We start from the raw sequence: 15,179 nt of genomic DNA on the forward strand, positions 1-15,179 counted from the left end.
AACAATCGGCAAAATATCTCATTATCAAATTGACTAATTGACATATTATCTAATTAATCAACCCTTTTACTTCATCAAAATTTAAGCCTCCGTAATTTCCAGAGCTCATTAATAAAAGTGCTGAATTATCAAGGTTTAAGCTAAACAAATACTCTTTAAATTCAGCTGGATTAGTATAAATAATTAGATCTTTTCTATTAAACGAAGTTGCAATCTGCTCGTAAGTCACTTCTTCTAATTGCTTAATTTTCACAGCATCTGGAGAATAAAAAACAACAGCAACATCAGCATACTCAAGTGCTCCTTCATATTCTTTTAAAAACTCTGCATTAAGACTGCTGTAAGTATGCAATTCTAAACAAGCAACCAAAGTTCTATTTGGATATTGTTCTTTTACTGCTTTTGTCGTCGCAGCCACTTTACTTGGCGAATGCGCAAAATCTTTATAAGCCACTTTTCCTTTTCCTTCAGCAATTTTCTCTAAACGTTTAGAAGCGCCTTTAAAACTTGCAATTGCTTCGTAAAAATCAGCTTCGTCAACACCCATGTTTTGGCAAATCCATTTTGCTCCAGCCAAATTATTTAAATTGTGCGCACCAAAAACTTCAATTGGCATATCGCCTTCAGGTGTTTTTAAAAGCGTTACACCATCAGCAACAGAATATTCTGGAGTATGATAAGCCATTTTACGAATTGGGTTTGTTGCTGCTTCTGAAACTCTTTTTACTTCAGGATCATTTTCATTATATACTAAAATTCCGCCATTGGTAATCTTCGAAATAAAAATCTCAAACTGTTCTACATAGTTTTCATATGTTGGAAAAACATTAATATGATCCCAGGCAATTCCAGAAATTAAAGCAATATTTGGTTGATATAAATGAAACTTCGGACGACGATCTATTGGAGAAGACAAATACTCATCACCCTCTAAAACCATAAAATCATTTTCTTCAGTTAAATGAACCATAGTATCAAAACCTTCTAACTGTGCTCCTACCATATAATCTACCTCGATATTATGATAATGCATTACATGTAAAATCATCGAAGTAATTGTAGTTTTTCCGTGTGAACCACCAATAACGACACGCGTTTTGTTTTTAGACTGCTCGTATAAAAACTCAGGATACGAATAAATTTTCAACCCTAATTCCTGCGCTTTCAACAATTCAGGGTTATCCGCTTTTGCATGCATTCCTAAAATGATGGCATCAATATCAGAAGTTATTTTCTCAGGAAACCAGCCCATTTCTGCAGGAAGAATTCCTTTCTTTTCTAATCTTGATTTTGAAGGTTCAAAAATAGCATCGTCACTTCCTGTAACCTGATATCCTTTATTATGTAATGCCAATGCAAGATTATGCATAGCGCTCCCGCCAATAGCGATGAAATGTGTTTTCATTTAAAATGTTTAATCGTTAAACTGTTTCATTGGTTAATCGAAATAGCAAGTAACTAATAAAACTCAATTATTATTCTTCAAAAATAAGGAAATATAGATTGTATAATTTGGTTTTGAAGATAAATTGCTAATTTGTGCGAAAATTATCTTTAAATAATTTGAACCATTAACAAGCTTACCTAAAATTTGAACATTTATAGATTAAAACTCTTCCATGAAAAACATACTATTTGTATTCTTATTGATTTCCTCTATACTTTTTGGACAGCAAAATGACAAAAAATGGGATAAGGTTATTGCTTTTGAAAAAGAAGGCAAAGTAAAATCTGCTTATTCGATCGTTAACAAAATTTACAAAAAATCAGTTGCCGAAAAAGACGAAGTTCAAATGATAAAATGCTTTTTCTATCAATCTAAATTTTTACAGGTTGTTGACGAAAATGCGCAAACTAAAATTTTAAACAATCTAAAAACGGATATTAATCGAGTTTCAATACCATCAAAAGCAATTCTGAATTTGGTATATGCAAAATGTCTTAGTGATTTTCACAAAAAAGAACCCTACTTTTCATACAATAGAACCGATACTACTTTTCAAGAAGACAATTTTAAAACTTGGACCGACGCTTTTCTTATCAGCCAAATCATAAATTGTTATATGAATTCATTAGAAAATGAAACCATTTTAAAAAATACTCCACTTACAGATTATGAAACTATTTTTGATTATTCGACTATACATGATTTTAAAAATCAAACTTTATATGACTATGCTTTAACTGAAAATATAAATTATTTTTCAGCTAAAATTTATGAATGGGAAATTTCAAAGAGCGAATATTATACCTATAAAAAAGAATTATTAGGCAGTACAAGCGATTTTGTAAATCTAAATTTAGATTTTATAAAAAATGTAAAACTGAAAAATGTATTATCACTATATCAAAAACTAGAAAAAGCAAGTTCAACACTAGAAAATCAGTGGAATAGAATACAGTTTTGTAAAAAATACATGATTGCTTACGACAATAATTATCTCTCTTTTTTAAATAATTTTCAAAAAAACACTGACAATCAAAACTTAATTAAAAAAATCCAATTAGAAAAAGCCTTGTTTTATGCACAGTTTGCTTCTAAAAAAAGCCATCCAGATTATAAAATTAAAGCTGTCGCTTTACTTGACAGTATTTTATCATCAAATATTCATTCGAATACATACAAACTTGCCTTGCAACAAAAAGCAGAAATACAAGCTAAGTATTTATTAGTTCAACTTCAAAAAAACAGCTACATAGGCGAAAACACAAGAACGCTTATTTATTACAACAATATCAATAAATTAAAAATATCCTTTTATAAAATCAATCAAAATCAATTATCAGAATTAAAAAGTTTCCCTTATAACGTAGATATTCGTTCGCATAAAATACTCGAAAATAAAAAACCAGTTGTTACGCAAGATTATATTCTTCCTGAGAAAAAAGATTATTTTCAGTATTCAACAGAAGTACTTTTACCACCATTAGAAAAAGGCTCTTATGTCGCATTTATCGAAAGTGATTCTGACACAAAAGCACAAAAAGCTTTCTCTGCTGATTTTATAAACATCACCAATATTACAGTTGCAGCCAAGAAAGGAGCTTCTAAGGACTTGTTACAAACTCTCGATAGAAAAACAGGAATGCCTCTAGAAAATGTAACGATAAAACTGCCAACCCAAACTATTAAAACCGACAAAAATGGTTTAGCATTTGCAGACAAAACGGCACAAAATTATTATAACGATGATTATATACAATTTTCAACCTCAAACGATACGCTTTCAATTGAAAAAAGATCGTTAAACGATCTCTATGGTTCAAATAATAATCTAGAGGAAAAACCCAAAGGAAATGTAAAACTATATTTAGACAGAGCTATCTATAGACCCGGACAAACGATTTATTTTAAAGGGATTGCTTTTCAAAAAGACAAAAACATAACTTCTGTTGTAAAAAACACGTTTTTTAAAATTGTAATAATTGATCCTAACTATAAAAAACTTAAAGAATTTGAAGTTACCAGCAATGAATTTGGTTCTTTTTCGGGTGAATTTCTTTTACCAAAAAATGGAAGAACTGGTAATTTCACCCTAAAAATTGCTTCTCCTAAAGACTATCAATACGGTTTTGAATATGATGCAAAAAAGCAAGAATATGCATTTTGGAACAATGCCGATTTTGAATATTCGCAAACTGATTTTAAGGTTGAAGAATATAAACGACCTAAATTCGAAATTAAATTTAATCCTATAAAAGAAACTTTTCAAATTGAAAAAGAAGTCAAACTAACAGGCTTAGCAAAAGCATTTGCAGGTAGTTCTATTTCTAATGCAAAAGTTGAATACCAAATCAGCGCAAAGTCTTACGTTCTTAACCATGGTAGATATTATCATAGAAATGGAAGAATTGAACCCATTTCTGAAGGAAAAACACAAACAGATTCGTCAGGAAAATTTGAAATTAATTTTATTGCCAAAACTATTGAAGCTCTTTCTAAAGAAGATTTACCAATTTTAGAGTACATCATTAAAACTACTGTAACCGATATTAATGGCGAAACTCAAACGGCTAAAACAACGATAAAAGTAGGTTATCATGAACTTGTCTTAAACGCTTCTGTACCTTACTATATAGTAACTAAAAATGAGAACAAAATTAAGATAACAAGTACCAATTTAAATGGCGAGTTTATTCCTGCCAAAGGACATCTTAAAATATATTTAACCAACCCATTTTCAAATAAATTCAAAGAAAGAATATTTCAGCAACCAGAAATAGAAACAATCTCAAAAGAGGAATTTGAAAAATTATTTCCGTTTGAAAAAAAAGAAAATATAAAAACAGACGAACTTGGAACTTTAGTTTACAGCAGGGAATTCAATACAGAAAAGGACAAGGAAATCCCTTTAGACTTTATGTCCGAATACAAATCCGGAGATTATGTTGTTGTACTAGAAGCCTTCGATACTCTAAAAAACAAAATCGATTGTAAGTCCAAATTCTCACTTTTTCAAAGTAAAGATAAACTTAATTCTTCGATGCTGATTACTGCGCAGCAAATCAATACAGATGCCAAAAAGGATGGTTTCGCAATTGTAAAACTAACCTCAGCAATACCAAATCTCTTTATTAATATCTACGGCAGTTATCATAATATCTCTTATTATGAAGATAATATCAATTTACAGAACAATCAATACACTATTAAAGTTCCCATAAAAAATCATTTTGAAAATGCAATGAACATAAGTTTCGAAAGTGTTTATGAGAATCAATTACACAGCGGTCAAATAGATATTCCTCTAAAAGCTGAGGAAAAAAAATTAGAGCTAGATATCGAAACTTTTAGAAGTAAAATAGATCCAGGAAAAAATGAAAATTGGTCATTTAAATTAAGCGCTCTTAACACCTCAAATGAAGCTGAAGTTTTAGCTTCGATGTACGACAGTTCCTTAGATCAATTTAGCGAACAGAAATGGACGCTTTTACAATTTTACCACTTAAACTACAGCAGCGGTACTTTTAAAAGTGACATCGCTTCTGGTATCACATCAAATATTTTACAAAATTTAAATCCAATTGAGACTAAAATTGAATTGAACAACGAAAGCAACCCCAAACTAATGTGGTTTGGTTTTAACTTTAATGACTCGTTTACAGCTTACCAGCAAAGGGAATATCAAAAAGAATTGAATAAAAAAATAAAGAAACCATCTAATACTAAACTGGTTTTTGGAATAATTACTGACGCTGAAAATTCACCAATCCCAAAAGCATCAGTTCAAGTTAAAGGAACACAGCGAATTCAAATCTCAGATAATGATGGTTATTATGAAATAGAAGCTGGATCAAATGAAGAACTAATCTTTAGCAGCCTTGGTTTCAAACAGCAATTGATCTTTCTTGAAGATAAAAAAAACATAAATATCAAACTTATACAAGATACAAATCATTTAAATGAAATTGTAGAAGTTGGATATAGTGCATTACGATCAAAAAAACCATTACCTAATGAGACTCTTGTAGAAGAAGATAACAGCGTTTACAATACTGCAGGAATTGATATCGCTTTAGAACTTGGAAAAACAAAAGATAACAAAATTAAAAACTATGAGTTTAGAAATGCACCAGCGCCTCTATACATTCTTGATGGAGAAACGGTAACACAAAATGAAGTTCAAAATCTAGATTCAAATGATATTGTTGAAATTGAAATTGTAAAAGATAAAGATTTCAGAGCACAATACGGTGCCAAAGGTGCAAACGGGGTAATACTTATAACTACCAAGAAAGCTATTCAAGCTTTAAATCAAGTAAAAGCTAGAAAAAACCTATCTGAAACCGCATTCTTTCTGCCAAATCTAAAAACAGATTCTAAAGGAAAAGTAAGCTTCAATTTTACTTCACCCGAAGCTTTAACAGCTTGGAAACTTCGTTTATTGGCTCATAATAAAGAAGCAGTTTCTGGTTACTTGGAAAAAAATGTAATTACGCAAAAAGAGCTGATGATTCTGCCAAATTTCCCTCGCTTTTTTAGAGAAAATGATACTATTGTAATCAGCGCCAAAATTTCGAATGTTACTGCCGAAGCAAAAACAGGAATTGCCAGTTTACAATTTTTTGATGCCGTTACCATGACACCAATTGATGTTAAAATGAGCAATGCAAAAAACATCAAAAACTTCACTGCCGGCGCTTTTGGAAACACAACAGTAACTTGGAAAATTTCTATTCCTGAAAATCTGCAAGGTATTCAATATAAAATAGTAGCAAAATCAGGTCATTTTTCTGATGGAGAAGAAAACATTATTCCAGTTCTAACAAACAATATGCTCGTTACAGAAAGCATTCCTATTTGGGTACGTGAAAATTCCACAAAACAATACACGTTCGAGAACTTAAAAAACAATACTTCTTCAACTCTAAAAAATCATCAACTTACATTAGAATATACTTCTAACCCAACTTGGATTGCCATTCAATCATTACCGTATTTAATGGAGTATGAACACGAATGTTCTGAACAGACTTTTGCGCGTTTTTATGCCAATGCTTTAGCTTCAGAAATTATTTCAAATAATCCGAAGGTTGCAACTGTTTTTGAAAATTGGAGAAAAAACGGAACACCAATCTCTAAACTAGAAGAAAACGAAGAACTAAAATCAATACTTCTTGCAGAAACGCCTTGGCTGAATGATGCTCAAAGCGAAGATCAAAAGAAAAAAAATCTGGCTCTTTTATTTGATTTAGAAAAAATGAAAACTTCGCAAGAAGCTGCCTTCGAAAAATTAAAACAAAAACAAAAAGCTTCGGGAGGATTCTCATGGTTTGACGGAAGTGAAGAAAGCGAATATATTACCAGACATATCCTGGCTGGTTTGGGGCATTTATCAAAATTGACTAAAACCACTGATAGCAATAATAAAACGGACCAAATTGCAAAAACAGGAATTCCTTTTCTAGATACTAAATTTATAGAAGATTATAAAAACAGAACCAAAGATTTAAAACTTTCGGAGAAAATAATTTGGGGCAGTCCCTATTCTAATCTTCATTATTTGTATACAAGAAGTTTTTATTTAGAAAAATATCCTCTTTCAGATACTTTAAAAAAGGCAGTCAAACTTTATCTGGAAACTGCTAAAAATGATTGGCTAAATTATTCTATTTACGAGAAAGGATTAGCTGCATTAACTTTGAATCGCTTTGACGAAAAAGAAACTGCTAAGAAAATCATAGAAAGTCTAAAAGAAACGGCATCTAGCAATGAAGATTCGGGAATGTATTGGATTGCTAACAAATCAGGCTGGTATTGGTACCAATCTCCAATAGAAACGCAGGCGTTATTAATTGAGGCTTTCGCCGAAGTGAATAACGACAAAAAATCTATCGACGCAATGAAAGTATGGCTGTTAAAAAATAAACAAACCAAAAACTGGCCAACAACTAAATCGACAACTGAAGCTGTTTATGCTTTATTAACACAAGGTACGGACTGGCTTTCTATAAAAGACAATACGGTTATAAAATTAGGAGACGAAAAAATCGTAACTAAAAAACTGGCAGAAAATGAAAAAGAAGCCGAAACGGGTTATATCAAATTAAACTGGAAAGCCAAAGAAGTTAAAAAAGAAATGGCATCAATAAACATTCAAAACAAATCTAAAGCTCCTGGATTTGGAGGCGTTTATTGGCAATACTTTGAAGATTTGGATAAAATTAAAAATAATTCAGGATCTGTTCTATCAGTTTCGAAAGAATTGTATTTAAAGAAAAACACATTAAAAGGAGATCAATTAGAAAAAATCACTTCAAAAAATGCTTTAAAAGTTGGCGACTTAGTTACCGTTCGATTAATCATTATTTCGAAAGAAGACACAGAATATATTCATTTAAAAGACATGCGCGCTTCTTGCTTTGAACCTATAAATGTACTTTCTAAATATCAATACAAAGATCGTTTAGGATATTACACAAGCACAAAAGATGCTGCAACACATTTTTTCTTTGATAGAATTGATAAAGGAACTTATGTTATAGAATATGATATTCGGGTAAATAATAGCGGCGAATTCTCTAACGGAATTACAACAATTCAAAGTATGTATGCTCCAGAATTTGCAAGTCATACTAAAGGAATTCGAGTGAAAGTTCAGTAGAAGTTCTAAAAAAATAGGCAGAAAAAAACCCGACAGATTAAAATCTATCGGGTTTACTTTTATAAATAAATTGAGATTATTTCACAATCGTCAATTCGTCAATAATGTTTTTAGCTCCAGCGTATTTATCTATAATCCAAAGTACATAACGAATATCAACATTGATAGTTCTTTGCAATTTAGGATCAAAAATAACATCTCCAGCCATAGCTTCGATGTTACCATCAAAAGCAATTCCAATTAATTCTCCTTTTCCGTTAATAACTGGAGAACCCGAGTTACCTCCTGTAATATCATTGTCAGTCAAAAAGTTTACCGGCATGTATCCTGCTTTATCAGCATATTGTCCAAAATCTTTCTTCTTGTTTAACTCTAACAAACGAGCTGGTAAATCAAACTCTTGATCTCCTGCTTTATATTTCTTAACCATACTTTCCATTGTAGTATAGTTGTTTATTTTAGCATCGTTACGAGGATCTGCAGGTAAAGCACGAACTTTTCCGTAAGTCAATCTCAAAGTAGAGTTTGCATCAGGATATTGAATCGCATTTAATTTTGATTCTCTTAAACCTTCAACTAATTTGCGGAAAGCAATTGCAAAACCATCATCAGCCTTAGCTTGATCGTCAGTTTTAGCACGGTATTTTGTCAATAAATCATTAGAGATGATATACAAAGGATCATGTACGATCGCTAATGGTTTTGGATTAGCCATAAATGCTAATACTTTTTCTTTAGTTGTAAAATAACTGATTTCAGTCGCTTTAGCAACATCATTAGTAAAGTCTCCGTTATTTTCAGATTTCATTTTAGCTATTTGTGGAGCTAAACCATATTCAGCCGCTTTAGAAGAATATAGATTCAATTGTGCAGTCAATACATCTTTCTCTAATGGAGCATAAAATTCGCCATAGATATTATCAATCATTGCGTTTATCTTAGGAAGCATTTCCGCTTTTTTTGCATCATTTTCATTATAATATGCAATTAAAGCATTTCCTAAATTAGCTGGTCCAGTTGCATAACTTGAAGTACGCAAAAGTTGTGTAAGATAATTATCATGAGTCGCTTTTAAATTTGTTTCTCTGTAATAATCATTGATAGTCGGAATTACATTCTCATACTTTTCTTTATTAGCAGGTTTAGTTGCCCACTCGTAGAACTTATCTTCTTGTTCTGTTTTTGTTGCTACTGTTCCCGCTTTTGTTAAAGCATCAATCATACCTTGACGGTTTTTCCAATAGTTGGCAGTAGAAGCATATTTAGACGCATATTGCAAACGAACTGTTGCATCTTTGTCCATATATTTTTTCATTACATCCATTCCAGTTTTAGCACCTTCAACCCATGCAGGATAAGCAAACTTAATGTTTTGCTCGATTCCGCCAGCCGGCATCCAACGGTTTGTACGCCCAGGATAACCTAAAATCATAGCAAAATCATTCTCTTTTACACCTTTAAGACTTACAGGTAAGTAATGTTTTGGCTGTAATGGCACATTGTCTTTAGAATATGCAGCAGGATTTCCGTTTTTATCAGCGTATACTCTAAACATAGAGAAATCTCCTGTTTGACGAGGCCATTCCCAGTTGTCTGTATCTCCACCAAATTTACCAACACTTTCTGGCGGCGTTCCAACTAAACGAACATCTGTATAATCTTGGTAAACGAAATAGTAATATTCATTTCCTTGAAAGAAAGGACGAACAGAAACAGTGTATTTTCCGCCTTCATTATTTTCCTTTTCGATCAAAGCAATTTCTTGCTGAATGATTTTGTTTCTTTCAGCTTCAGTCATTTGATCATTTACTTTTGACAAAATCCTTTTTGAAACATCATCCATACGAACAAAGAAACGAACATACAATGATTTTGGTTTCAACTCAGCACTTCTTTGCTTTGCCCAAAATCCATTTTTCAAATGATTTTGTTCTGCAGTCGAAAGTTCAGCAATCGCACTATATCCACAGTGGTGATTAGTAAGTACCAAACCGCTGTTTGAAACGATTTCAGCTGTACAACCTCCATTAAATTGTACAATAGCATCTTTTAAACTATGGTGATTAATGCTGTAAATTTCTTCGGCTGTTAATTGCAAGCCCATTTTTTCCATATCTCTATGGTTCAATCTTTCGATAAACATCAAAAACCACATTCCCTCATCAGCTCTTACAGGAAAAGCCATTAGGCACATGGTCAAGAATAAAACTACTTTTTTCATGTTATTTTGTTTAAGTTCTGCGAATATAATTCATTTCGACAATTATTTCATCTTAAAGAATACCAAAATTGAACATGATATCAATTTTGCACTCATTTATTACGAATTTAACATTATAAAAACAAAAAGGCGCTCTATTTCTAGAACGCCTTTCTTACTTATTTAAAAATATAAATTACTCATTAAGCATTTTCCAAAGTTTATCCTTCAAATCAGTTAAACCTTGTTGTGCAACAGATGAAATAAACATATATGGAACATCTTTAAAAGACACGTCCAATTCTGCTTTTAATTCTGCTTTAAGCTCATCATCCAGCATATCACATTTTGAGATTACTAAAAGACGTTCTTTATCTAACATTTCAGGATTGTATTTTGTTAATTCATTTACCAAAATATCATATTCCGCTTTAATGTCTGGCGTATCAACTGGAACTAAAAACAGCAATGTCGAATTACGCTCAATGTGACGCAAGAAATAATGTCCAAGACCTTTACCTTCTGCCGCACCTTCAATAATTCCAGGAATATCAGCAATTACAAAAGATTGAAAATCTCTGTAAGCCACAATTCCTAAATTCGGTTTTAAAGTTGTAAAAGGGTAATCGGCAATTTTTGGTTTAGCCGAAGTCAAAACAGACAACAATGTTGATTTTCCAGCATTAGGAAAACCAACTAAACCAACATCAGCCAAAACTTTAAGTTCTAGAATAACATCCATCTCAACACCTGGTAAACCCGGTTGAGCATATCTTGGCGTTTGATTAGTAGAACTTCTAAAATGCCAGTTTCCTAAACCTCCTTTTCCTCCTTTAGAAAGAATTCTTTTTTCTCCGTGTTCAGTAACTTCAAAAAGAGTTTCTCCAGTTTCTTTGTCTTTTACAACAGTCCCTAACGGCACCTCGATAAATTTATCTTCACCATCTGCTCCTGTACTGCGATCTCCTCCACCGTCTCCACCGTGTCCAGCTTTAATATGACGCGCAAATTTTAAATGAAAAAGTGTCCAAAGACCTTTATTCCCAACTAAATATACGTGTCCGCCACGGCCTCCATCACCACCGTCAGGACCTCCTTTTTCAATAAATTTCTCTCTATGTAAATGCGTAGATCCCTTTCCTCCCTTTCCGGAAGAAACATATATCTTAACGTAATCTACAAAATTCCCTTCTGTCATTTTTTTGAATTTCAGATTTTAGATTTTAGATTTTAGATTGTACTAAACTCTATTTCTAAACTCTATTATTTTAAATACTTAGTCTCGCTTTTCAGTACAAATTACAGCCGTACATTGCCACTGAAAGCTATTTTTTTGTGTTTCAGACTTTCAGGTTTCAAGTTATGCGTTACACAACACAACTTCAAACTTGAAACTTGAAACAATTTCCCTTACTCTTTAAGCGTTTTTACAAGCACTTTATCAATCTTTACTCCATCCATGTCGATAACTTCTAAGACAAATTTCTGCCAAATTAGTTTTTCTCCTTCTTTTGGAATATGAGAGAGTTCCGTCATAATCATTCCGCTTACCGTATTTACTTCGTAATCATTTGTTAACTCATCCAATTCAAAATAAGTTAAAAAATCATGCAATGAATAATGTCCGTCAACCAGCCATGAACCATCTTCTCTCTCTATAAGCTGAAACTCATCTTTATAAAACTCTGATGCATCACCAACTAAAGCTTCTAAAATATCATTTAAAGTAATCAATCCTTGAAAAACTCCGTATTCATCTGAAACCAAAGCATAGTGAACTCCTGTTTTTTTGAAATTCTCTAATGCTTTGTAAGCAGTAGTTTGCTCCATTAAATATGGTGCATCTATCATTATAGCTCGTAAATCGAAATTATCCTTTTCAATATTGGCAAAAATATTTTTTAAAGTAACAACTCCAGCAATATCATCATAATTCTCATTATATACTGGATAAACGGCATGTAAATCCTGAACGACCAACTCTTTAACTTTGATTTTATCTGCATTCAAAGGCAGCATATCAACAGATTTTCGGTGTGTCATCAAAGAACTTACTTTTCTGTCTCCAATATGAAAAACACGCTCCACAATATCTTGTTCAATCTCCTGAACTTCTCCAACCTCAGTTCCTTCTTTTATAATTGCCTTAATTTCTTCCTCCGTAACTTTTCCGTCAGCTGTTGGTTTTATCTGTAAAACATTCAGTAAAAAATCAGTAGACGTTGTTAAGAGCCAAATAAAAGGTGCCGTGATAATAGAAACTATTTTCATTGGCATCGCAACCATTTTTGCAATCGCCTCTGGATAATTCAATCCAATACGTTTTGGCAATAGCTCACCCAAAACAAGAGAGAAAAAAGTCAAAACAACAACTACAATTCCAACTGCTATAGAATGTGCATAAGGTTTTAAAACTTCAAATCCGCTTACAAAAACTTCTACATCCATTGTGATTTTATCACCACTGTAAATACCCGTCAAAATTCCAATTAAGGTAATTCCGATTTGTACAGTTGATAAAAACTTATTTGGAGAATTAGCCAGATCCAACGCAATTTTGGCACTATTGTTCCCTTTTTTCGCTGCCGTTTCCAGTCTGTTTTTTCTAGCCGAAATCAATGCAATTTCTGACATCGAGAAAACTCCGTTTAATAGTATTAGAAAAAATATTATTAGTATTTCCAATGTTTTGTAGATTCGTTACTTGTCTGGTTATTTAATTTTTATTGTAATCTTGGTATTCTTTTAGCCCGAAGCTAAAAAAACTAATTTTTCCCGCCAGAAAACAGTTAACTCCCAAAGCATCAGGAGAAGCTCGTTTTATGGAAAAGAAAAATAGTTTTTTTAGTGTCCCGATAACTATCGGGATAAATTCTCAGCTCAATCAGTTTCTACAAATTATCTATAACTGATGTTAATCGCTCTGTAATTTCTTCAATAGTTCCAATACCATTTACGGCATGGAATTTATTTTGTTCTTTATAATAACCAATCAATGGAGCCGTTTTTTCATTGTACTCCTGATATCTTACACGAATTTTCTCTTCGTCCTGATCATCTGCTCTTCCGCTTGTTTTTCCTCTTTCTAGTAAACGTGCTACCAAAATCTCGTCATCAGCCTCTAAAGCAATTGTTGCTGTTACGCTTGAACCAATTGTTGGCAAAAATTTATCTAAAGCCTCAGCTTGATCAATTGTTCTTGGGTAACCGTCGAACAAAAATCCTGCTGTATTAGGATGTTTATTTACTTCATCTATTAACATTGCAGTAGTAACTTCGCAAGGAACCAATTCTCCATTGTCCATAAATACTCTTGCTTTTTTACCTAAGTCTGTATCATTTTTTAAATTAAAACGAAAAATATCTCCAGTCGAAAGATGTGTTAAATTGTATTTTTCTTTTAAAAATTCTGCCTGAGTTCCTTTTCCTGCTCCCGGCTTTCCAAATAAAACAATGTTAATCATAATACGTGTGAGTTGTGTGACTTCTTAATTTTCGAAGAAGTTTAAAATGAATATATAGTTGTGTGTCTTTAAAATTATTCTGCTAATTTGTATACTTCGCCAAGATTTCGTCCTAAACCATCATAGTCTAATCCGTAACCTACAATAAATTTATTCGGGATTCTGATTCCGATGTAATCTATTTTTATATCTTTTTTATAAGCTTCAGGCTTAAAAAACAAAGTTGCCACTTTAAAATGTTTTACATTTTGTGCTTTAAACAAATGTTTTAATTCTTCCAGAGTATTTCCGGTATCAATAATATCCTCAATAACAACAACACTTCTGCCAGTCAAATCCTGATTGATTCCGATTAATTCTTTAACCGAATTTGTTGTTTCAGTACCTTCATAAGAGGCCATTTTAATGAACGAAACCTCGCAAGGTTTTTTATATTTTTTCAAAAAATCGGCTACGACCATAAAAGCGCCATTCAAAACTCCAATAAAAATTGGAGTATCATCTCCAAAATCATCTTCTACCTGCGCAGCTAATTTAGTCAAAGCAAAATCAATTTCTTTAGCCGAAATAAACGGAACAAATTGTTTATCGTGAAGTTGTATCATTATTTTTAAATTTAAAATAATGGACAAAGATACAGATTTCGAATTTGAGAACCGAAAATTGAGCCTAAATTTGTATTTTTAAATCAAATTCAAAAAAATGCTTTCCGAACTGCAAGAAAAACTGGATTATGTTACGGCTCATAGAGAAAATCGCTTAAAGTGCGCTCAGTTCATTCTTGAAAGCCCTCAATTTTTTAACGAATTAGTTTCTATTTGTTTTACTCCCGAAGACAAAAACAATCACAAAGCCTGTTGGATTCTCGAATTTGTGTCTTACGAAGAGCTGCTTTGGCTTCAACCTCATCTTGATTTTTTCTGTTCAAATTTAAAAGTACTTAAAGATGAAAGTTCCATTCGGCCAATTGCAAAAGTGACACAACTTCTAGTAAAATCACATTATAAAAAAGACGAAAACAGCATTTCTATGTCCGAAGAAAATCTGCAAGATTGCATCGAAGCAAGTTTCGATTGGCTTATAAATGATGTAAAAGTGGCTGCAAAAGCATATTCAATACGAACTTTATATGTTTTGGGAAATCATTACGATTGGATTCATCCCGAACTTCAAATAATTTTAAACAAAGATTACGGAGATCATTCCGCAGCTTACAAAGCCGTCGCTCGAGAAGTTTTGAAAAAAATTGAATAGTTTTCTTAGCCACAGATTAAAAAGAGTAAATAGATTTTCCGTTTCTATCTTTTTGCCATGACCCGTGTGATAGTGACAGGCGAAGCAATTACACCAATTTTCACTAATTAATTCTAAAACTGAGTTATAAACAAATTCGTGAAAATTGGTGTAATT

Annotated in this window: 8 protein-coding genes; 2 read left to right on the forward strand and 6 right to left on the reverse strand. The window is 32.2% G+C overall.

The window, feature by feature from the left end; genetic code table 11:
• Nucleotides 1-49 precede the first annotated feature (49 nt).
• Nucleotides 50-1,405: a UDP-N-acetylmuramate--L-alanine ligase gene (gene murC / locus ACHRV0_RS20105; RefSeq protein WP_395442219.1), complete on the reverse strand. Its 1,356-nt coding sequence runs from the start codon at nucleotides 1,403-1,405 to the stop codon at nucleotides 50-52.
• Between the two features lie 214 nt (nucleotides 1,406-1,619).
• On the opposite strand from murC, the gene ACHRV0_RS20110 reads away from it, so the two are divergent.
• Nucleotides 1,620-8,105, forward strand: coding sequence for an MG2 domain-containing protein (locus ACHRV0_RS20110; protein ID WP_395442220.1), 6,486 nt, complete (start codon nucleotides 1,620-1,622; stop codon nucleotides 8,103-8,105).
• Between the two features lie 76 nt (nucleotides 8,106-8,181).
• Here the strand turns inward: ACHRV0_RS20110 and ACHRV0_RS20115 are convergent, their stop codons facing one another.
• The 5 genes from ACHRV0_RS20115 to hpt form a co-directional block, all read right to left on the reverse strand.
• Entirely contained in the window at nucleotides 8,182-10,326 is a 2,145-nt protein-coding gene (locus ACHRV0_RS20115) for a S46 family peptidase (protein WP_395442221.1), read from the reverse strand.
• A 175-nt stretch (nucleotides 10,327-10,501) separates the two neighbouring features.
• Nucleotides 10,502-11,503, reverse strand: a complete 1,002-nt coding sequence (gene obgE / locus ACHRV0_RS20120) for a GTPase ObgE (protein WP_089055342.1) — start codon at nucleotides 11,501-11,503, stop codon at nucleotides 10,502-10,504.
• A 212-nt stretch (nucleotides 11,504-11,715) separates the two neighbouring features.
• Entirely contained in the window at nucleotides 11,716-12,990 is a 1,275-nt protein-coding gene (locus tag ACHRV0_RS20125) for a hemolysin family protein (protein WP_395442222.1), read from the reverse strand.
• Between the two features lie 206 nt (nucleotides 12,991-13,196).
• Nucleotides 13,197-13,769: an adenylate kinase gene (locus tag ACHRV0_RS20130; RefSeq protein WP_089055344.1), complete on the reverse strand. Its 573-nt coding sequence runs from the start codon at nucleotides 13,767-13,769 to the stop codon at nucleotides 13,197-13,199.
• A 74-nt stretch (nucleotides 13,770-13,843) separates the two neighbouring features.
• On the reverse strand, nucleotides 13,844-14,374 hold the full coding sequence (hpt, locus tag ACHRV0_RS20135) for a hypoxanthine phosphoribosyltransferase (protein WP_089055345.1): 531 nt from the start codon (nucleotides 14,372-14,374) through the stop codon (nucleotides 13,844-13,846).
• A 97-nt stretch (nucleotides 14,375-14,471) separates the two neighbouring features.
• Here hpt and ACHRV0_RS20140 point away from each other — a divergent pair, with 97 nt between their 5' ends.
• Nucleotides 14,472-15,023: a hypothetical protein gene (locus ACHRV0_RS20140; RefSeq protein ID WP_370433664.1), complete on the forward strand. Its 552-nt coding sequence runs from the start codon at nucleotides 14,472-14,474 to the stop codon at nucleotides 15,021-15,023.
• Nucleotides 15,024-15,179 lie beyond the last annotated feature (156 nt).

The sequence above is a fragment of the Flavobacterium sp. FlaQc-30 genome (genome assembly GCF_044005885.1).
In the GTDB taxonomy this organism is placed as follows: Bacteria; Bacteroidota; Bacteroidia; order Flavobacteriales; family Flavobacteriaceae; genus Flavobacterium.